The organism is Pseudomonas sp. RGM2987, from assembly GCF_022952855.1.
Lineage (GTDB): Bacteria > Pseudomonadota > Gammaproteobacteria > Pseudomonadales > Pseudomonadaceae > Aquipseudomonas.
This window is the reverse complement of the sequence record NZ_JALJDX010000219.1, coordinates 96193-114942: the sequence shown is the minus strand read 5'-3', so window position 1 is coordinate 114942 and position 18750 is coordinate 96193. Positions and strand designations below refer to the sequence as shown.

At 59.1% G+C, this 18750-nt stretch carries 20 protein-coding genes; 7 read left to right on the top strand and 13 right to left on the bottom strand.

Annotated elements, in window-relative coordinates:
* Positions 1-13: 13 nt before the first annotated feature.
* From RGM2987_RS24265 to RGM2987_RS24250, 4 genes are all read left to right on the top strand, one after another.
* Entirely contained in the window at positions 14-571 is a 558-nt protein-coding gene (locus RGM2987_RS24265; protein ID WP_245145401.1) for a DNA-3-methyladenine glycosylase I, read from the top strand.
* 42 nt (positions 572-613) lie between these two features.
* Positions 614-1501, top strand: coding sequence for a lysophospholipid acyltransferase (locus RGM2987_RS24260; protein ID WP_245145400.1), 888 nt, complete (start codon positions 614-616; stop codon positions 1499-1501).
* Positions 1502-2030: 529 nt separating this feature from the next.
* A complete protein-coding gene (locus RGM2987_RS24255; protein ID WP_245145399.1) occupies positions 2031-2390 on the top strand; it encodes a transposase in 360 nt (119 codons plus the stop codon).
* Between the two features lie 262 nt (positions 2391-2652).
* On the top strand, positions 2653-3441 hold the full coding sequence (locus RGM2987_RS24250) for an SDR family oxidoreductase (RefSeq protein ID WP_245145398.1): 789 nt from the start codon (positions 2653-2655) through the stop codon (positions 3439-3441).
* Between the two features lie 680 nt (positions 3442-4121).
* Here the strand turns inward: RGM2987_RS24250 and RGM2987_RS24245 are convergent.
* From RGM2987_RS24245 to RGM2987_RS24230, 4 genes are all read right to left on the bottom strand, one after another.
* Positions 4122-4541 (bottom strand): SMI1/KNR4 family protein, encoded by a 420-nt coding sequence (locus RGM2987_RS24245; protein WP_245145397.1) that lies wholly within the window; start codon positions 4539-4541, stop codon positions 4122-4124.
* A 24-nt stretch (positions 4542-4565) separates the two neighbouring features.
* Complete coding sequence (locus RGM2987_RS24240) at positions 4566-4862, bottom strand: hypothetical protein (protein WP_245145396.1); 297 nt, start codon at positions 4860-4862, stop codon at positions 4566-4568.
* Positions 4863-4920: 58 nt separating this feature from the next.
* On the bottom strand, positions 4921-6048 hold the full coding sequence (locus RGM2987_RS24235) for a diguanylate cyclase (protein WP_245145395.1): 1128 nt from the start codon (positions 6046-6048) through the stop codon (positions 4921-4923).
* 260 nt (positions 6049-6308) lie between these two features.
* Positions 6309-6683 carry a lysozyme inhibitor LprI family protein gene (locus tag RGM2987_RS24230; protein ID WP_081993370.1) on the bottom strand — a complete coding sequence of 125 codons (375 nt, stop codon included), beginning with the start codon at positions 6681-6683 and terminating at the stop codon, positions 6309-6311.
* 712 nt (positions 6684-7395) lie between these two features.
* Here RGM2987_RS24230 and RGM2987_RS24225 point away from each other — a divergent pair.
* Positions 7396-8163: a TSUP family transporter gene (locus RGM2987_RS24225; protein WP_245145394.1), complete on the top strand. Its 768-nt coding sequence runs from the start codon at positions 7396-7398 to the stop codon at positions 8161-8163.
* Positions 8164-8250: 87 nt separating this feature from the next.
* Here the strand turns inward: RGM2987_RS24225 and RGM2987_RS24220 are convergent, their stop codons facing one another.
* The 3 genes from RGM2987_RS24220 to RGM2987_RS24210 all read right to left on the bottom strand — a co-directional run bounded on the left by RGM2987_RS24220 (position 8251) and on the right by RGM2987_RS24210 (position 10768).
* Positions 8251-9021, bottom strand: a complete 771-nt coding sequence (locus RGM2987_RS24220) for a MetQ/NlpA family ABC transporter substrate-binding protein (RefSeq protein ID WP_245145393.1) — start codon at positions 9019-9021, stop codon at positions 8251-8253.
* 77 nt (positions 9022-9098) lie between these two features.
* The gene (locus tag RGM2987_RS24215; protein ID WP_053149304.1) at positions 9099-9761 is read right to left on the bottom strand and encodes a methionine ABC transporter permease; all 663 of its coding nucleotides are present in this window, start codon (positions 9759-9761) and stop codon (positions 9099-9101) included.
* Positions 9761-10768 (bottom strand): methionine ABC transporter ATP-binding protein, encoded by a 1008-nt coding sequence (locus RGM2987_RS24210; RefSeq protein WP_245145392.1) that lies wholly within the window; start codon positions 10766-10768, stop codon positions 9761-9763. Before RGM2987_RS24210 ends, RGM2987_RS24215 begins: the two co-directional genes overlap by 1 nt.
* A gap of 171 nt (positions 10769-10939) precedes the next feature.
* Between RGM2987_RS24210 and katE the strand changes: the two genes are divergently transcribed.
* Positions 10940-13135: a catalase HPII gene (gene katE, locus RGM2987_RS24205; RefSeq protein WP_348529652.1), complete on the top strand. Its 2196-nt coding sequence runs from the start codon at positions 10940-10942 to the stop codon at positions 13133-13135.
* A gap of 388 nt (positions 13136-13523) precedes the next feature.
* On the opposite strand, the gene RGM2987_RS24200 is transcribed toward katE, so the two are convergent.
* From RGM2987_RS24200 to zur, 4 genes are read right to left on the bottom strand one after another with little or no spacing between them, the layout of a single operon-like run.
* Positions 13524-14237: a PA5502 family lipoprotein gene (locus RGM2987_RS24200; protein ID WP_245145390.1), complete on the bottom strand. Its 714-nt coding sequence runs from the start codon at positions 14235-14237 to the stop codon at positions 13524-13526.
* Between the two features lie 37 nt (positions 14238-14274).
* A complete protein-coding gene (znuB, locus tag RGM2987_RS24195) occupies positions 14275-15063 on the bottom strand; it encodes a zinc ABC transporter permease subunit ZnuB (RefSeq protein WP_245145389.1) in 789 nt (262 codons plus the stop codon).
* Positions 15056-15838 (bottom strand): zinc ABC transporter ATP-binding protein ZnuC, encoded by a 783-nt coding sequence (gene znuC, locus RGM2987_RS24190; RefSeq protein ID WP_245145388.1) that lies wholly within the window; start codon positions 15836-15838, stop codon positions 15056-15058. Before znuC ends, znuB begins: the two co-directional genes overlap by 8 nt.
* Positions 15838-16320: a zinc uptake transcriptional repressor Zur gene (gene zur, locus RGM2987_RS24185; protein ID WP_245145387.1), complete on the bottom strand. Its 483-nt coding sequence runs from the start codon at positions 16318-16320 to the stop codon at positions 15838-15840. Before zur ends, znuC begins: the two co-directional genes overlap by 1 nt.
* A gap of 66 nt (positions 16321-16386) precedes the next feature.
* Between zur and RGM2987_RS24180 the strand changes: the two genes are divergently transcribed.
* Positions 16387-17310, top strand: coding sequence for a zinc ABC transporter substrate-binding protein (locus RGM2987_RS24180; protein WP_245145386.1), 924 nt, complete (start codon positions 16387-16389; stop codon positions 17308-17310).
* A 133-nt stretch (positions 17311-17443) separates the two neighbouring features.
* Here RGM2987_RS24180 and RGM2987_RS24175 read toward each other — a convergent pair whose 3' ends face one another.
* Entirely contained in the window at positions 17444-18394 is a 951-nt protein-coding gene (locus tag RGM2987_RS24175; protein WP_245145385.1) for a homoserine kinase, read from the bottom strand.
* A 60-nt stretch (positions 18395-18454) separates the two neighbouring features.
* Positions 18455-18742 carry a DUF2782 domain-containing protein gene (locus tag RGM2987_RS24170; RefSeq protein WP_025211087.1) on the bottom strand — a complete coding sequence of 96 codons (288 nt, stop codon included), beginning with the start codon at positions 18740-18742 and terminating at the stop codon, positions 18455-18457.
* Positions 18743-18750: the final 8 nt, after the last annotated feature.

The window sequence follows — 18750 nt, the reverse complement described above, 5'->3', positions numbered from 1 at the left end:
CCCCTGGAGCCTTATGCCACGCTGCTTTTGGTGTTCTGACGATCCGCTGTACATGGCTTATCACGATCAGGAGTGGGGCACGCCGCTGCGCGATGCGCAGGGTTTGTTCGAGTTGCTTTTGCTCGAAGGGTTCCAGGCCGGCCTGTCCTGGATCACCGTGCTGCGCAAACGCGAGCATTACCGCAAGGTGCTCTACGGCTTCGACGTACAGCGCGTTGCGCAGATGAGCGACGCGGAAATCGAAGATCTGATGCTCGACCCTGGCATCATCCGCAACCGCCTCAAGCTCAAGGCCGCCCGCCGCAACGCCCAGGCCTGGCTGGCGCTGGAAGACCCGGTGGCATTCCTCTGGTCCTTCGTTGGTGACAAACCGCTGATCAACCATTTCAAGGACCGCAGCGAAGTGCCGGCCATCACTCCCGAAGCCCTGGCGATGAGCAAAGGCCTGAAAAAAGCCGGCTTCACCTTCGTCGGCCCGACCATTTGCTACGCCTTCATGCAGGCCTCGGGCATGGTCATGGACCACACCCAGGACTGCGACCGCTACGCCGAGCTGGTAAACGGCGGTTAGAATAGCCGGCTCGCGACACGCCCATACATTCAGGAGTGACCTGTGGATAAGTTGAAAGGCGCCTTGCTGGTCGGCGCTCTGCGGTTGTTTGCGCTGCTGCCCTGGCGCGCCGTGCAAGCGGTGGGCTCGGCCATCGGCTGGCTGATGTGGAAACTGCCCAACCGCTCCCGCGACGTGGTGCGGATCAACCTCGCCAAATGCTTTCCCGAAATGGACCCGGCCGAGCGCGAGCGCCTGGTGGGCCAAAGCCTCAAGGACATCGGCAAGTCACTGACCGAAAGCGCCTGCGCCTGGATCTGGCCGGCCCAGCGCTCCATCGAACTGGTGCGCGAAGTCGAAGGCCTCGACGTGCTGAAAGACGCGCTGGCCTCCGGCAAAGGCGTGGTTGGCATCACCAGCCACTTGGGCAACTGGGAAGTGCTCAACCACTTCTATTGCAGCCAGTGCAAACCGATCATTTTCTACCGCCCGCCCAAGCTCAAGGCGGTGGATGAATTGCTGCAAAAGCAACGCGTGCAGTTGGGCAACAAAGTCGCGGCGTCCACCAAGGAAGGCATCCTCAGCGTCATCAAGGAAGTGCGCAAGGGCGGCCAGGTCGGCATCCCCGCCGACCCCGAACCGGCCGAATCCGCCGGTATCTTCGTGCCCTTCTTCGCCACCCAGGCCCTGACCAGCAAATTCGTCCCGAACATGCTCGCTGGCGGCAAAGCGGTCGGCGTCTTCCTCCACGCCCTGCGCCTGCCGGACGGCTCCGGCTACAAAGTCATCCTCGAAGCCGCACCAGACGCCATGTACAGCACCGACACCGAAACCGCCTGCGCCGCCATGAGCCAAGTGGTCGAACGTTACGTCCGTGCCTACCCCAGCCAATACATGTGGAGCATGAAACGCTTCAAAAAACGCCCCCCGGGCGAAGCGCGCTGGTACTGACCCGCTGCATACCGCTCCCCTTGTGGGAGCGGGCTTGCTCGCGAAAGCGTCCTAACACGCACCACCAATCCAAATGAATCACCGTTCCCCCGTGGCGAGGGAGCTTGCTCCCGCTGGACTGCGCAGCAGTCCCAACCCAGCCCAAGCCACCCATTTCCTACAGACAATCCTCACCATAAACCGCAATTGTTTATCCCCCCACCCAAACCCGTCCACCCACCCACACATCCTTGCGCCTTTACCTACAACTACGCCAGAATCCGCCCGCTTGTGCGCCTTGCCCCCAGGCCCTATCGTTTTCCTGCCACTGCCCATCAGTGGTCGGGTTTAGTAGCCCGTGGTTTTCCCGCAAGATGCATGAGTTCTCCACTTAGGCAGGTATTCCAATTCCTGTCCTTGATGGTGGCTGTGCGCAGGGCGCTTCGGCGCGCCGGCAATGCTGGAATCCCCGGTCTACTAACCTGCGTACAGCCGCCACCCCTTCTTTTAGTAGGGAAGAGGTTGCGGCCTAACTGAAGGATTCCAGCACATGTTCAAACCGACGCCGAACCCGCCCAAGGCGGACCAAGCTCCCCCGCAAACCAAATCCAAAACCAGGAAACTCGACGAAACCGCCGAGCGCGTACTGGATCACTACCTCTCGCCAAAACCGGCAGAACCCAAAGACGTACCCAAACCCGGCCAGATATTCACCGTCGCCAAAGACGTCGACAACGAGTGCCTGCTCGCCAACCTCAGCGAAACATTGGCTTCGGCCGAGGCGATGATCGCCGATCTGGCGTTTGACCTGAATGGCTCACGACGTCATTCGGCGCTGGGGATTCAGCAGCTGATTGAGCTGAGTTCGATGATGGCGAATCGGGTGTTGGATAACGTCGAACAGCGATAACCGGGAAATAAAGCAAACCCGGCCTCTGGCGTCGGGTTTGCCCGCTATTTCCGCAAGCGGTGTGGTCGGCTTCCTGATAGCTGGTTGTTCCCGAAGAGGCGAAAACCCTCAGTCGTGTCCATGATTAGTGCCTGCGGTATCGGAGCTGTCGGGTGGTTGTGTATTCGAAATGCCTGAGAAGTCATTTTTGAATCCCTCGGATCATCATCCGTCCAAGAAATAGTCCACAGTCCCCTAGTCCATTCATCAAGGAGTCCCTCCCATGAAAATCGACTTCACCGGCCGTCACGTCCTAATCACCGGCTCCACCAGCGGTATCGGTTTCGCGACCGCCAAAGGCTTCCTCGAAGCCGGCGCCAACGTGGTCGTCAACGGCCGCAGCGAGAGCAGCGTCGAGGACGCCTTGCAGCGCCTGGGCGATCTCGCCTCCAAAGCCACGGGCTTCGTCGGCGATCTCAGCAACGAGGCTGGCTGCCAAGCGCTGGTTGCCAAACACCCGAGCTTCGACGTCGTCATCAACAACCTGGGCATTTTCAAGCTGGAAGACTTTTTCGAAACCCCGGATAGCGAATGGCAGCGCTTCTTCGAAACCAACGTGATGTCCGGCGTGCGGGTTTCCAGGGCTTACGCGCCGGGCATGGTCGAGCGCGGTTGGGGGCGGATTGTGTTTGTTTCGTCCGAATCGGGCGTGAATATTCCGGCCGACATGATCCACTACGGTTTCACCAAAACTGCCCAGCTTTCCATCGCTCGCGGCTTGGCCAAGCGCCTTGCCGGCACGGGTGTTACGGTGAACTCGGTGCTGCCAGGGCCGACGCTTTCCGAAGGGGTTGCGCAGATGCTCCAGGCGGATGTCGAGCGTACGGGGGAAAGTCTGGAGAAGGTGGGGGCGGATTTTGTCAAACAGCATCGGAGTACGTCGATCATTCAACGGGCGGCGCGTGTTGAGGAAGTTGCCAACATGATTATTTATGCCAGTTCGGAGCAGGCTTCGGCTACGACGGGTGCGGCGTTGCGCGTGGATGGCGGGGTGGTGGATAGCATTATTTAGCGGAGGTCCATTTTGAAGGCGTAGGCAGCTGTCCTCGCCATGACTAATCGAAATTCCGAGCATAAGAAACGGGGCTGCACTCACATGCGGCCCCGTATTCATCCGGTTGTACCGCATCAACCGTTTTACGACGGCTGCGCCGCCGAGCGGGAGCAAGCTCCCTCGCCACAGGGGGCGGATGCATGCCACCGCTCAATACCTAGCCATTGCAGCTCCACAAGCCCACACATCCTTGTGCTTTTGCCTACAACTACATCGGAGTTCGCCTGCTTGTATACCTCGCGCCCGGATTCTACTGTTTCCTGCGACTGCCCATCATGGCATCCACCACATGAAACGGCTTCGCGTTTTATGAACCCCCACTATAATCGCCGAGGTTTTCCATGAAGGCTTCTAAGCGCACTCCAAAGCCGTTGCTTGTTGCTCAATACGAAGCCGAAGCTCGCCGTTTGGCTGGTTGCGCGACCAGTATTGAACGCCGCTTCTTGTCGATTAGCCTCGCTAAAGGCAAGGAGCTTGAGCCTGTTGGCAGACTGGCTGGCGTCAGAAGCTGAAGTCCGCCTATGTTGAAAAATCGCCCCAAGGGCAGTCTTCTGGCTTTTTGCCCGACCGCCTTGCGCCAAAACTTATGGTCTTCCTGCCGTTGTTGTTTATTCAATGTCGTATTTGGCAGTCCTTGGTTAGCGATGTGCGAGGCTTCTATCAGGCCCCGTCTCCCCCAGCGCACAACCTTTAGCGACCCAATTCGCTAACGACGTACTGATTTTTTCGAAATCGTCAGGATCCATACTACCTTGATCCACTACGTAAACGCCTTCCCCTATAAGAGGGATCATTATTGAGCGGCCACCACTATCGTCACCTATCGCAAGATATCCTGACGCATACCTATCCACTTCAAAAGCTGCATTTCGCTCGACAAGCTCATCGGAGGAATAAATAAACAATCCATTATTTAATGAAAATCCGTTTCTCCATTTAAGAAGACTTACATAGTCACTTGGAAACGATACATTAAACTTTATCTGTAACTCAGCTAGCTGATCGTCCGAAATAGAAATGTTCATCGCAGCAGTCCCATCAACAGCGCAGATATTCATTTGACGTCTCAAGTCACGAAACTATTAACCGTCATCTTCGCAAATCGCTTTCATGGACAGGACGGTGGTTGGAGTGCTGCCAATCTGAGTACGCATGTTGACGATCTGAGGACCACCAGCATCGCCCTCCCGGCGATACGGTTTACCGTTGCAGACTTTTTTGGCCTTGTTATTGATGCTTTCCAACATGCCTTCCCTTAAGTTGAAGACGCTGCCACCACAGGTGAGCATGTACTCATCTGGACCAACTTTATCGGCAGCAGTGAAAGTGCAGCCTGCCAAGGTGGTCAGGATAAATACGATTAAGGTGATTTTTTTCAACTGTTCTATCTCCTGTGTACCTTTAACGTTCCTGCGGGCTTAACCCAGACGCGACTTCCTACTGAGCCACCGCCACCTGATTGCGCCCCAACGCCTTCGCCCGATACAACGCCTTATCCGCGTTATTCATCAAGCTATGCAAATCCTTATGCCCCGCCTCCGTCGAGGCCACGCCAAGGCTGGCGGTGACACGGTGAACAGGCTCGATCATCAATTCACCAATCGTCTGCACCAGCTCTTCGGCAATCTCGATGGCAACCTCAATCGACGTATCCGGAAGCAAAACCGCAAACTCCTCTCCCCCCAGCCGTCCGTGGATATCCGTAGAGCGGAACGACGAACTGATCACCCGTCCCATCTGCCGCAACACCTGATCCCCGACCTGATGCCCATAGGTGTCGTTGATGTGCTTGAAGTGGTCCATGTCCAACATCACCGCGCATAGCCCGAGCCGATTGGCTTCGCATTCGTCATAGAGTTGTTGGGCGTGTTCGAAGAAGGCGCGGCGGCTTTTCAGGCCAGTGAGTTCGTCGGTCTGGGCGGCGCGGGTGGAGATGCTGTTGGCCCGTTCCATTTCGCGGGTCAGGCGAAAGGCGGTCTCCAGGGCTTGGGACATTTTGTGGGTGGCGCGAGCGGCGAATGCGGCGAATACGATGATCGAGAGGGCCATGCCGACTTGAAGGGTGGACGGCTGGAACAGCAACCAGGCGGTGCAGGGCAATAGGACCAGGCCAATGGAGACCAGTGTCATGTCGCGGTAGGCCGAGTAGCAGGACACGGCGCTGACGCACATACCGACGGTGAAGAGCATGACCAGGGCCTGGGACAGAAGATCGTCGGCCGGCATGACCATGAATGCACCGCCGCCCCAGATGCTGGCGGAGAGCACCAGGGTGATCCAGTATTTGCGTTCCCAGCGTTGGGGCGTGCGTTCGCTTTTCGGGCTGCGGAAATAGCTCACGAACATCGAGATGCGCAGCAGTGTCGAGGCGGTCAGTATCGTCAGCCACCCAAGGATCAGGTTGTGCTCAAAGCGATGCCAACACAGCCAACTGAGCATGATGGCGGCGAGATAGCTCCCCAGCACCGCAGAGACGGATTGGCGGAACAGTTGCTGCAAGCGATCCGTTCGCACCTGCTCGGCGATGAACGAATCCTGGCCTTTATGAGATCTTGGGCCATCCATGTGTTCCACCTGATCGTGATGCAGCTAAAGCGGTGATTGTGGCACCCTGCCACCAGCGTAAACAACTGAAATACACCCACGACCCCGATTGAACCGAACCCGTGGCGAGGGAGCTTGCTCCCGCTGGCCTGCGAAGCAGCCCTAATTACTCCTAAAGACAACCGGCCAAAGAAAAACCCGACGCTTGACGTCGGGTCTTTCGGTACGACTCTTCGCTTGTCCGATCGCTACTTCTTAGCGATAGATGTCAGCGGTTCGAATTACTCGACTTGCGACAGCTTGGCGTCGTCACAACCGGCAGCACGGCACTCGCGTTCTACAGCTTTGAGGATGACGATACGCGCCTCGGTCTTCTCGTTGGCGCAGTCCAGGTAGAGCAGGCCATCGTTGGAACACGCGTTGTCACGAATTTTGATCCACTGGATCTGAGCGGCTTTCACTTTTTTCTTTTGATCCGGGTTCAGCGCACTCATGGTCTTCTTGTATTGATCGTTGATTTCCTGATCCGACTGAACCATTTTCAGCGATGCGCAATAGGTCCTGTCATAGGCGTTTCTCGGGTTATCGCAACTCATCGCAGATGCCGATGCTGATGCCATTGCCAGCAATGCCCCAACCAACAAAGACTTGATCACTTACTCTCTCCCTGAATGCCCTCTATTGATTAGAGGTCGCGGCGGCGAATTTATCATGAGGGGTGTAGAACAATGAAGCAGATCCTATGGTTCATTCGGCCCGAACAATGGGCAAATGCCGATAGGGGTTCGGGAGCAAGTGATTACTGAAAAAGGCCGCGTCGTTCCCTCCGCCCTCGCCGAAACGCTGCCAAGGCCCTGCCAAGGCCGTTCCTGTGACGATTTGAACGCAATGCTCATGAAAACCCGCCTTAGCCTTTACCACCCCAGACCCGGAAGTTGCCCCCGGCGTTAGCGAGCCCAACCGTGGCGAGGGAGCTTGCTCCCGCTGGGCTGTACGGCCGCCGCAATCTGTTCAGACCCATTCCTACAAACCAATCCCACCGCCATCCTCGCGACACCCAATTACAACCCAAAAAGCCCTCTTGTTTATTCCCCAGCACCAACTGTTCCACCAAGCTACGCATCCTTGCGCCTTTGCCTACAACTACGCCGGAATCCGCTGGCTTGTTCGCCCGGTCCAGGTTTTCTATCGTCTGCCTGCACTTAATGGTGACCTGGATGTTGGACCGTTTGCCCTCCATAAATCTTTAAGGAGCAATCATGAATAATTGGTATATACCGAAGCATAACAACAAGCTTATGCATGTTTGAGTTTCCAGTTGGGAAATAAAGCATAGGGAATTCAGGGGGCTCAAGATGGGTAATTTTTATGCAAATTGAATATGCCATGGTTGCGTTGGGCTTTTTTGCTTTTTGCGGGGGGATGATTGATGCGGCCGTGGGAGGTGGCGGGTTGGTGCAAGTGCCAGCCCTCCTCCAAGCATTGCCCCAGCACTCCTTGAGCACGGTTTTGGGAACTAATAAGCTGGCTGTTCTTGCAGGAAATGTTTCTTCTATACTCAGTTACCTCAAGAAAATAAAAGTCGTTTGGAGGCTCATGCTTCCAACGATGGCTTCAGCTTTTGTATTTTCGTTTCTGGGTGCACTTTCCGTTTCGCTCGTGCCAAAAGCGATTATGGAATATGTTGTCTTTTTCATATTGGTGTCGATGGCTATCTATACATTTGCAAAAAAAGATCTAGGGCGTGTTCACTCAAACATTCAATGTGGAACCAGAGAAGTCTTATTGGGGATTTTTTTCGGTGGGTTAGTAGGGTTTTACGATGGGGTTTTTGGTCCCGGCAGTGGTAGCCTTCTGTTATTTATTTTTGTTAAATATTTTGGCTACGACTTCCTCAATGCGTCGGCCTCAGCAAAACTGATTAACTTGGGAACGTTTAGCGCGGCGCTATTGTTTTTTATACCTTCAGGGAATGTGCTGTGGGTCATCGGTGGATGGGTTGCGGTGTGTAATATGGCGGGCGCTCTAACGGGCACTTTTTTGGCCTTACGGTATGGGAGCGGATTAATTCGTATATTGTTTCTTTTCTTACTGGTATTTCTTATCGGCCGAATGGGACTGTCCATATTGCTATGACTGAGTTCCGCGAAATGGCATCAACATTCCAAAAAAAAACGGGCCTGCATTCCCACGCAGCCCCGCTTTTTTCACCACCCGATCAAATCAAAACGCCGGCAACACCGCGCCTTTGTACTTCTCCAGAATGAAAGCCTTCACTTCTGGCGTGTGCAACGCCGCCACCAGTTTTTTCATCGCTTCACTGTCCTTGTCATCCTCACGCGCCACCAGGATGTTCACGTAAGGCGAATCGCTGCCTTCGATCACCAGCGCATCCTTGGACGGATCAAGCTTGGCTTCCAACGCGTAGTTAGTGTTGATCAGCGCCAAGTCAACCTGGGTCAGTACCCGCGGGATGGTCGCGGCTTCCAGTTCGCGGAATTTCAGGTCCTTGGGGTTCTCGGTGATGTCTTTGGTGGTCGAGAGGATGTTGGTCGGATCCTTCAGCGTGATGACCTTGGCTTTTGCCAGCAGCAACAGCGCACGTCCGCCGTTGGTGGCGTCGTTCGGGATCACCACGTTGGCGCCGCCCGGTAGTTCTGTCAGTGCCTTGTACTTGCTGGAATACGCGCCCAGGGGTTCCAAGTGCACACCGGCTACGCTCACCAGGTGGGTGCCCTTGGCCTTGTTGAATTCATCCAGGTACGGTTGGTGCTGGAAGAAGTTGGCGTCCAGGCGCTTTTCGGCGACTTGTACGTTCGGCTGGATGTAGTCGGTGAAGACCTTGACCTTGAGGTTTACGCCTTCTTTGGCCAGGGCCGGTTTGACGAATTCGAGGATTTCCGCGTGGGGCACCGGCGTGGCCGCGACGGTCAGGGTGTCGGCGTGGGCGGAAAACGCTGCGACGGCAGCGAAGGCAACCAGTAATTTCTTCATTCAGCTAACTCCTTTTGGGCGCCCGCTTGCGGCGCCTGCCAGCGAATGGCTGGCTCATGGTTTATGGGCGCGAGGCCTTATTTTCTAGAGAAATGCACAACCAGTTTGTCGCCCACGGTTTGCAGGACCTGGACCAACACCAGCAGCAACACCACGGTGACCACCATCACATCGGTCTGGAAACGCTGGTAACCGAAACGGATCGCCAGGTCGCCCAAGCCACCGGCGCCGACCACACCGGCCATGGCCGTGTAGGACACCAGCGTGATCGCTGTCACCGTAATCGCGGCAAAGATGCCCGGACGGGCTTCCGGCAGCAAGGCGTTGACGATGATCTGCCGGGTGGTCGCGCCCATGGCCTGGGTCGCTTCGATGATGCCACGGTCGACCTCGCGCAAGGCGGTTTCCACCAGGCGGGCGAAGAACGGCGTGGCGCCGACTACCAGCGGTGGAATCGCCCCGGCTACACCCAGCGAGGTGCCGGTGATCAACACCGTGAACGGGATCATCACGATCAACAGGATGATGAACGGCAGCGAGCGCAGGATGTTGACGATCAGTGATAGCAGCGCATAAACGCCCCGGGCTTCGAGCAGCTGGCGCGGGCTGCACAGGAACAGCAGCACGCCGAGCGGCAAGCCGAGCAGTACGGTAAACAGCAGTGAACCGAACAGCATCAGGAAGGTGTCGCCGGTGGCCAGCCAGATTTCCAGCCAGTCGATGTTTGCAAAAAATTCCATCAGCGCAGCACCTCCATGTGGACATCGGCCGCGGTGAAGCGGGCAAACGCCGCGTCCATGTCACCGCCGGTGATGGCGAGGGTCAGTTGCCCGTAGGGGGTGTCTTTGATGCGGTCGATACGACCGGCCAGGATGCTGTAGTCCACACCGGTTTCCCGGGCGACGGTTCCGAGCAATGGCGCGTAGGTTGCGTCGCCCTGGAACGTCAGACGCACGATGCGCCCCGGTACGTGGGCGAAGTCGTCGCGCTGTTCGCTTTCGTCGATCTGCTCGTCTTCCTGGACGAAACGCTTGGTGGTCGGGTGCTTAGGATGCAGGAACACCTGGGACACCGGGCCTTGCTCGACGATCACGCCGGCGTCCATCACACCCACTTCATCGCAGACCCGGCGGATCACGTCCATTTCATGGGTGATCAGCACGATGGTCAGCTTCAGCTCGCGGTTGATCTGCGCCAGCAGTTGCAGCACCGATGCGGTGGTCTGCGGGTCGAGGGCGCTGGTGGCCTCGTCGCACAGCAGAATCTTGGGCTTGGTCGCCAGGGCGCGGGCGATGCCGACGCGCTGCTTCTGGCCGCCGGACAATTGCGCCGGGTATTTCTTGGCGTGGTCGGACAAACCCACCCGCGCCAGCAACTCGGCGACGCGCCGGTCGATTTCATTGCGGGACAACTCGCCGGCCAGGGTCAGCGGTAGCGCCACGTTGTCGGCGACGGTCTTGGAGGCCAACAGGTTGAAGTGCTGGAAAATCATCCCGACCTGCTGACGGAAACGCCGCAAGCCATTGGCGTCCAAGGCGGTGATTTCCTCGCCGTCGACGATGATCTTGCCGCCGCTGGAGTCTTCCAGGCGATTGATCAGACGCAGCAGGGTACTTTTTCCCGCACCGGAATGGCCGATCAGGCCGAAGACCTGACCGTTCTCAATCCTCAGATTGGTCGGATGCAGGGCGGGGATATCCTTACCGGCAACCCGGTAGGTTTTGTGGACGTTTTGAAACTCGATCACGTAGCGAACCTTGTGGGGCGCGTTGGAAAAGGGTCAGCGGTTAGCCGGGCGCGCATTTTAGCCTGTCCGTATAGAGGTACTTAGCATTTATTTGCGATTGGACCAGTGATTTGGCAATAAGACGATCAAAGGACACAAAAAAGGAACGCAGCGAAACGGGGTCGGTCACTCATTAAACCACTCAAGAATCCCGGCCTCGGCGGGGACGCAAAAGAGGAGTTACGCCTGATGAGTACCCAAAAGCCCACCGGCACCGAGAGCCAACTGGCCGGAACCGACACCCTGGATCGCGGCAACACCAACGCCAAGCTCGACAGCCTGGAGCAGTTCCGCTCAGACGCCACCGAACAGGCGTTGCGCACCAATCAGGGCGTGAAAATCGCCGACAACCAGAACACCCTCCGCGTCGGGGCCCGCGGGCCGTCGCTGCTGGAAGACTTCATCATGCGTGAAAAAATCACGCACTTTGACCACGAGCGTATCCCGGAGCGCATCGTTCATGCCCGCGGCACGGGCGCCCATGGTTACTTCCAGAGCTATGAAGCGCATTCGGCGCTGACCAAGGCTGGATTCCTACAGGATCCGGGGAAGAAAACTCCGGTATTCGTGCGCTTTTCCACCGTGCAAGGTCCACGCGGTTCCGGCGATACCGTGCGCGACGTGCGTGGCTTTGCCGTGAAATTCTTCACCGACGAAGGCAACTTCGACCTGGTGGGCAACAACATGCCGGTGTTCTTCATCCAGGACGCGGTGAAGTTTCCGGACTTTGTCCATGCGGTGAAACCTGAACCACACAATGAGATCCCCACCGGCGGCTCGGCCCACGACACGTTCTGGGATTTCGTCTCATTGGTGCCGGAATCGGCCCACATGGTGATCTGGGCGATGTCCGACCGGGCCATTCCGAAAAGCCTGCGCAGCATGCAGGGTTTCGGTGTGCACACCTTCCGTATGATCAACGCCGAGGGCCGCAGCAGCTTCGTCAAATTCCACTGGCGGCCCAAGGTCGGCACGTGTTCACTGGTGTGGGACGAAGCCCAGAAACTGGCGGGTAAAGATACTGACTACCACCGTCGCGATCTATGGGAGGCGATCGAGATGGGGGACTACCCGGAATGGGAACTGGGCGTACAGATCGTCGCCGAGGAAGACGAGCATAAATTCGATTTCGACCTGCTCGACCCGACCAAGCTGATCCCGGAAGAGCTGGTGCCCATCACGCCGTTGGGCAAGATGGTGCTGAACCGCAACCCGGACAACTTCTTTGCCGAGGTGGAGCAGGTCGCGTTCTGCCCAGGGCATATCGTGCCGGGTATCGACTTCACCAACGACCCACTGCTGCAAGGTCGGCTGTTTTCCTACACCGACACGCAGATCAGCCGACTCGGCGGGCCGAATTTTCATGAACTGCCGATCAACCGGGCGATCACCCCGGTACACAACGGCCAGCGCGACGGCATGCACCGCAGCACCATAGACAAGGGCCGCACCTCCTACGAGCCGAACTCCATCGACGGTGGCTGGCCGAAGGAAACCCCGGCAGGTCCGGCGGATGGAGGCTTCGAGAGCTATCCGGAGCGGATCGATGCCTACAAGATCCGCCAGCGCAGCGAATCGTTCGGCGATCATTTTTCCCAGGCGCGGTTGTTCTACAAGAGCATGAGCCCGCACGAGCAGGAGCACATCATCGCCGCCTACAGCTTTGAGCTGGGCAAGGTGGAACGCGAGTTCATCCGGGCGCGGCAGGTCAATGAGATCCTCGCCAACATTGATCTGGAACTGGCAGCACGGGTCGCGAAGAACCTGGGTCTACCGGCGCCGACTGCTTGCACAGTCGATGTGCCGACGCCTTCGCTGGAAAAATCCCCGGCCTTGAGTCAGGCAAACTTGCTGTCGGGTGATATCAAGACCCGCAAAGTCGCGGTGTTGGTGGCGAACGGTGTGGATGGGGCGATTATCGATTCGCTCAAGCAGGCCCTGAAGGCCGAGGGCGCTCACGCCAAAGTGCTCGGCCCGACTTCCGCGCCGGTGACCACGGCCGATGGGCAGAAGCTGGCGGTGGACGCTTCCATGGAAGGCTTGCCGTCAATTGCCTTCGATGCGGTGTTCGTACCGGGCGGCGCGGAGTCGATCAAGGCCTTGAGTCGGGACGGCGTGGCGTTGCATTACGTGCTCGAGGCCTACAAGCATCTGAAGGCCATTGGGCTTCATGGTGAGGCTCGGCAGTTGCTGGTGGAGTTGAAGCTGGAGGTGGATGCAGGGTTGATAGAGGATGCGGAGGCGGACGGTTTTGCGCGGTTTTTTGCGGCGATTGCGCAGCATCGAGTTTGGGCGCGGGAGCCCAAGGCCAAGGCGATTCCGGCTTGATGATAGGCGAGCGTTAGGATGCCATCGCGAGCAAGCTCGCTCCCACAGTGGATCTGGTGTGCATACAGATCTTGTATCCGCCCCAAAACCCTGTGGGAGCGGGTTTACCCGCGAAGGCGGCGGCGCATTCAGCATCTTCTTGGCAGACCCACCGCTTTCGCGAGCAAGCCCGCTCCCACAGTGGATCGGGTGTGTATACAGATTCTTGTATCCGCCCCAAAACCCTGTGGGAGCGGGTTTACCCGCGAAGGCGGCGGCACATTCAACATCTTCTTGGCAGACCCACCGCTTTCGCGAGCAAGCTCGCTCCCACAGTAGATGGTTGGGTGAATACGGATTTCGTATCAGCTACTAAAGCCCTGTGGGAGCGAGCCTGCTCGCGATGCTTTTAAGACTTGCGTGGAGTCAGCACCATCTGCGCCGGTACGCTGCGCAAAATCTGTTTGCGCAGTTTCAGATCAAATCCGGAATCGAGCTTTTTAACCCGCTTGGTCAGCAAGTTCGCCAGCCATGGGTAATCATCGGTACGCGGTGCCTGGATGCTGACGTCACATTGATAAGCCACCACATCAGCGGCAATCGCATCCAGTTGCCGGCGCATTTGCTGGATATCGCCGGTATTGAGCGCAATGGTGGTGCTTTGCGCACTCGGGTCGATCAGTTTGGCGACCGGTTTGGTTTCAGCGGCCTTGAGGTCGGCTTCGGCTTTATCCAGCTCTGCTTTACGGGCCTCGGCGATGGCGCCGTTGACTTCACCGGTCAGCGCCGGCGCCTTGGGCATTAATGCCCGGGCGCGGCTCAGGGCCGTCGCGGCGGCGTTTACATCACCTTTTTGCAGGTCGATCTGGCTGCGACGCAAATAAGCCTCCGCCAGTTGCCGTTGATACGGCTCCAGCGACGGGTTTGCGGACGACTGTGCCTGCAACGCGGCCAGCTGGTCCTCAGCGGTGGCCAGCTCATTGGCGGCCAGGCTTTGTTCCAGTTGTGCGATGGCCAGGCCCCGGGTATCGGGGGCCTCGACGACCGGCGGGGTGCTCTGGCAGGCGCCCAGCAGCAGGGAAAACGCGACAAGGAGCAGATAACGGGAGGCGAACGGCTTCATTCCTGCGACTCTCTAATTGCGCAAAAAGCGAGCAAGTCTACACCCCTCGACGGGGCAGGACAAAACTCAGCAGAAACAGCGCAGCGGCGCTGACCACGATTGACGGGCCGGCCGGGGTGTCCTTGAACCAGGAAAGCGCCAGCCCGCCACACACCGCGAGCATGCCCAGCAGGCTTGCGCCCAGCGCCATCTGTTCCGGCGAGCGGGCGTGACGCTGTGCCGCAGCCGCCGGAATGATCAGCAACGAAGTAATCAGCAACACACCGACGATTTTCATCGCTACCGCAATGACCACCGCGATCAACAGCATCAACGCCATGCGCAGACCCGTCACGGGCAGGCCTTCGACCCGCGCCAGCTCCTCATGCACGGTGATCGCAAGCAGCGGACGCCACAGCGCCACCAGCAACAGCAACACCGCCGCGCTGCCACCGAGGATCCATGACAGGTCCACTGGGCTGATCGCCAGCAAGTCGCCAAACAGGTACGCCATCAAGTCGATGCGCACCTCGTGCATGAAGCTGAGCACCACCAGCCCGAGGGACAGCGTGCTCGGCGCCAGGATGCCCAGCAACGTGTCGGAGGCCAGCGGCTGGCGCTGCTGCAAGGTCACCAGCACCACCGCCAGCAACAGGCAACCGACTGTCACCGCTACGGTCGGGCTGACGTCCAGCAGAAATCCCAGTGCTACGCCGAGCAAGGCGGCGTGGGACAAGGTGTCGCCGAAATAGGCCATGCGTCGCCAGACCACGAACGAGCCCAAGGGGCCGGCCACCAGCGCCAGGGCCAGGCCTGCAAGCAGGGCGTACAACAGAAAATCAGCCATGCTTGCAGCCATCTCCATGAACGTGGGGGGTAACCGGAGCGCCGATGACCACTGAACCGTGCAGGTCGTGGGCATGGTCATGGTGGTGGTGATAGATCGCCAGGCTGGGGGCGTTCTTGCCAAACAGCTCGACGAACGCCGGGTCGCCGCTGACCTGCTCCGGGTGCCCGGAGCAGCAGACGTGGCGATTGAGGCAGACCACCTGGTCGGTGGTGCTCATCACCAGGTGCAGGTCATGGGAAACCATCAGCACGCCGCAGCCGTGACGGTCGCGCAGGCGGGTGATCAGGCTGTACAACTCGGCCTGGCCGGCCACATCGACGCCCTGCACCGGCTCGTCGAGCACCAACAGCTCCGGTTCGCGCAGCAGGGCGCGGGCCAGCAGCACGCGTTGCATTTCACCGCCGGAAATACTCTGCACCGGGCTGTCGATCACCTGCTCGGCGCCGACCTCGTTGAGCGCCGCCAGGGCCCGTGCGCGGTCCACGCCAGGCACCAGGCGCAGGAAGCGCAAGACCGACAGCGGGAGCGTCGGGTCAACATGAAGTTTCTGCGGCATGTAGCCGATCCGCAGCTTCGGCTTGCGCCAGACACTGCCGCTGTCCGGCTTGAGCAAACCGAGCACGGCGCGCACCAGCGTCGTCTTGCCGGCGCCGTTGGGGCCGATCAGCGTGACGATCTGCCCTGGCTCGACGCTCAGGTGGATGTTGTCCAGCACGCTCTGCCCGGCGAAGGTCACGGCCACCTGTTCGAGGCGGATCAAGGCGTTGCTCATCAGGCCCCCTGGCAACCGGAGCAGAGGCCGACCACTTCAACGGTCTGGGTATCGACCACGAACCCGACGTCCCGGGCGCTGGCGACGATGGCGTCGCTGATGGACTTCTGTTCCAGCTCGATGGCGGCGTGGCATTCGCGGCAAATCAGGAACTGGCCCTGGTGGGCGTGCTCCGGATGGTTGCAGCCGACGAAGGCGTTGAGCGACGAAATGCGATGCACCAGGCCGTTTTCGAGGAGGAAATCCAAAGCTCGATAAACGGTGGGCGGCGCGGCGCGACGGCCGTCCTGCTCGCTGAGCACGGCCAGGATGTCGTAGGCGCCCAATGGCTTGTGGCTTTGCCAGACCAGTTCCAGCACCCGCCGACGCAGGGCGGTCAGGCGCAGCCCTTGGCGCGCGCAGATGGCGTCGGCCTCGGACAGCGCGCTGTGCACGCAATGAGAGTGATCGTGGGGACGACTGGCGAGGGGGGTAATAGGCATGGGCAGCGACGAGTTCAGTGAGAGACGTTATTATGTTACCCGTTCTCGCCTCTTCGAGTGGTCATCGTGTCTCGATTTTTTTCGCTGTTTGTCGCTTTTGTCGCAAGTTTTCTGCTGATCGGCCCGGCTCAGGCCGACGTCAAGGTTCTCACCAGCATCAAGCCGTTGCAGCTGATCGCAGCGGCGGTGCAGGACGGTGTGGGTACTCCCGACGTGCTGCTGCCACCCGGCGCGTCGCCGCATCACTATGCGTTGCGGCCATCCGATGTACGCAAGGTGCAGTCGGTCGATTTGTTGTATTGGATCGGCCCGGACATGGAAGGCTTCCTGCCGCGGGTATTGAATGGGCGTACGCTGCCCTCCGTGGCGGTGCAGGAACTGCCGGGGCTCAAGTTGCGACACTTTGCCGAGGACAGTCAGTCCCATACCGACGATGACGGCGATGAGCACGATCATGACCACCGCCCCGGCACCATCGACGCCCACCTGTGGCTGTCGCCCATCAACGCGCGGGTGATCGCGGCAAAAATGGCCGCCGACCTGAGCGCGGCCGATCCTGCCAATGCCGCCCGCTATCAAAACAACCTCAAGAACTTCAACCAGCGCCTCGATGCCTTGGACGCGCGCCTGAAGTCACGTCTGGCCGGGATCGCGGGCAAACCCTATTTCGTATTCCACGAAGCATTCGACTATTTCGAGGACACCTACGGCCTCAAGCATGCCGGCGTGTTCGCCGTGACCGCCGAAGTCCAGCCCGGCGCCCAGCACGTGGCGGCGATGCGCACGCGCTTGCAGGCGGTGGGCAAGACCTGCGTCTTCAGCGAACCGCCCCTGCGGCCGCGCCTGGCCGAAACCCTGGTGTCCGGGTTACCGGTGAAACTGGCGGAACTGGATGCACTGGGTGGCTATACCCCGGCGACGGCGCAGGGGTATGAGCAGTTGCTGGAGAAGTTGGGCAATGATTTGGCGGGTTGCCTGGAATCACTTTAATCCCCTGCTTTTGTAAAACCCGTGGCGAGGGAGCTTGCTCCCGCTGGGTGGCGCAGCCGCCCCAAGGATTTGTGAGCGCTTCGCACTCAAGCGGGAGCAAGCTCCCTCGCCACAAGAGCGCTCGGCTTTGTTGTTACAGGGCGAACGGCAACAACGTATGAACATCCTGCCGCTGCCCCAACCGCTGCTGAAACTCCATCGGATCGTGAATCAGCACGTCCTGCCCGGCAAACGACTCAGCGGCGATCAATCGTGACAACCAGAACCGTACGCAGGCCACGCGCAGCATGGTCGGCCAGAGCTTGGCCTCGGCGGCGGTGAACGGCCGCAGCGCGGCGTAGGCCCCCAGCAGCGCCCGGGCCCTGGCGCCATCGAGCACGCCGTCGTCATCCGAGCACCAGTCGTTCAAGGCGATGGCGACGTCATAGAGCATCGGCCCGGAGCAGGCATTGTAGAAGTCGATCAGCCCGGTCAGGTGCGTGCCTTCGAACATCGCGTTATCACGAAACAGGTCAGCGTGGATGTTGGCCCGGGGCAACGCCAGGATCGCGGTCTTTTGCACGGCGATTTCATCCAGCGCCGCTTCAAGCAGGCCATGGGCTTCGGTGTCCAGGTGCGACAGCAGCTTGGCGCCCTCCTCCTGCATCCAGTCCAGCCCGCGGTCGGTCTTGCGCTTGATCATGTTGTCGCGGGTTGCCAGGTGCAGATGCGCCAGCAACTCGCCGACCTGGGCGCAATGCTGCGCGTTGGCCTGCTTGATGTGCTTGCCCGCCAGGCGCGGTTGCAGCAGCGCCGGCTTGCCCGCCAGCTCGCGTAGCGCTACGCCGTCCTTGGTGCGCAAGGCGTAGGGCACCGGCAGATCGGCGTCGTGCAGCACGTCCAGCAGCTCGATGAAGAACGGCATTTCCTGGACCGGGCCGCGCTCGACCAGGGTCAGCACGAACTCACCCTGCTCCAGGCTGATAAAGAAATTGGTGTTTTCGCTGCCGGCGGCGATCCCCTGGAAATCAAGCAGACGGCCAAGCCCGTAAGGGGCGAGAAAGGTTTCCAGCTCGGGCCGAGCCAGGGGGGTGAACACAGACATGGTTTAAAACTGCCAGTACGGGCGCCCTTCAGCGGGCGCCGGTTGAAGTCGAGAGCGGTATTACCACTCAAAGATTTTCCACGAAGGGATCAGCATATCCGGCTGGTCCGAACGAATGAAGTTTGCATCGCTACCGTCGGCACGCACCAGGAAATAAGGCTTGCCGTTCTTGGGCGTGACCTTGATCGCGTACAGGAAACCGTTTTGCCGATACTCCTGGATGGTCTTGTCGCCCTCCGTGCGAATGGTGACGTCCGGGTCGGCCGAAGGGGCGTCGTCCGCCGCCATCACGGCCAACGGGGTGATTGCAAACAAGCCAGCCAGTAACAGGCGATTTAATGTACGCATGATAACCT

Excerpts from the sequence above, each read along its gene's own strand:
- RGM2987_RS24265 (WP_245145401.1), top strand. The coding sequence starts at position 14 with ATGCCACGCTGCTTTTGGTGTTCTGACGATCCGCTGTACATGGCTTAT.
- RGM2987_RS24255 (WP_245145399.1), top strand. The coding sequence starts at position 2,031 with ATGTTCAAACCGACGCCGAACCCGCCCAAGGCGGACCAAGCTCCCCCG.
- RGM2987_RS24250 (WP_245145398.1), top strand. The coding sequence starts at position 2,653 with ATGAAAATCGACTTCACCGGCCGTCACGTCCTAATCACCGGCTCCACC.
- RGM2987_RS24245 (WP_245145397.1), bottom strand. The coding sequence starts at position 4,541 with ATGAATATCTGCGCTGTTGATGGGACTGCTGCGATGAACATTTCTATT.
- RGM2987_RS24235 (WP_245145395.1), bottom strand. The coding sequence starts at position 6,048 with ATGGATGGCCCAAGATCTCATAAAGGCCAGGATTCGTTCATCGCCGAG.
- RGM2987_RS24225 (WP_245145394.1), top strand. The coding sequence starts at position 7,396 with ATGCAAATTGAATATGCCATGGTTGCGTTGGGCTTTTTTGCTTTTTGC.
- RGM2987_RS24220 (WP_245145393.1), bottom strand. The coding sequence starts at position 9,021 with ATGAAGAAATTACTGGTTGCCTTCGCTGCCGTCGCAGCGTTTTCCGCC.
- RGM2987_RS24215 (WP_053149304.1), bottom strand. The coding sequence starts at position 9,761 with ATGGAATTTTTTGCAAACATCGACTGGCTGGAAATCTGGCTGGCCACC.
- RGM2987_RS24200 (WP_245145390.1), bottom strand. The coding sequence starts at position 14,237 with ATGAAGCCGTTCGCCTCCCGTTATCTGCTCCTTGTCGCGTTTTCCCTG.
- znuB (WP_245145389.1), bottom strand. The coding sequence starts at position 15,063 with ATGGCTGATTTTCTGTTGTACGCCCTGCTTGCAGGCCTGGCCCTGGCG.
- znuC (WP_245145388.1), bottom strand. The coding sequence starts at position 15,838 with ATGAGCAACGCCTTGATCCGCCTCGAACAGGTGGCCGTGACCTTCGCC.
- zur (WP_245145387.1), bottom strand. The coding sequence starts at position 16,320 with ATGCCTATTACCCCCCTCGCCAGTCGTCCCCACGATCACTCTCATTGC.
- RGM2987_RS24175 (WP_245145385.1), bottom strand. The coding sequence starts at position 18,394 with ATGTCTGTGTTCACCCCCCTGGCTCGGCCCGAGCTGGAAACCTTTCTC.
- RGM2987_RS24170 (WP_025211087.1), bottom strand. The coding sequence starts at position 18,742 with ATGCGTACATTAAATCGCCTGTTACTGGCTGGCTTGTTTGCAATCACC.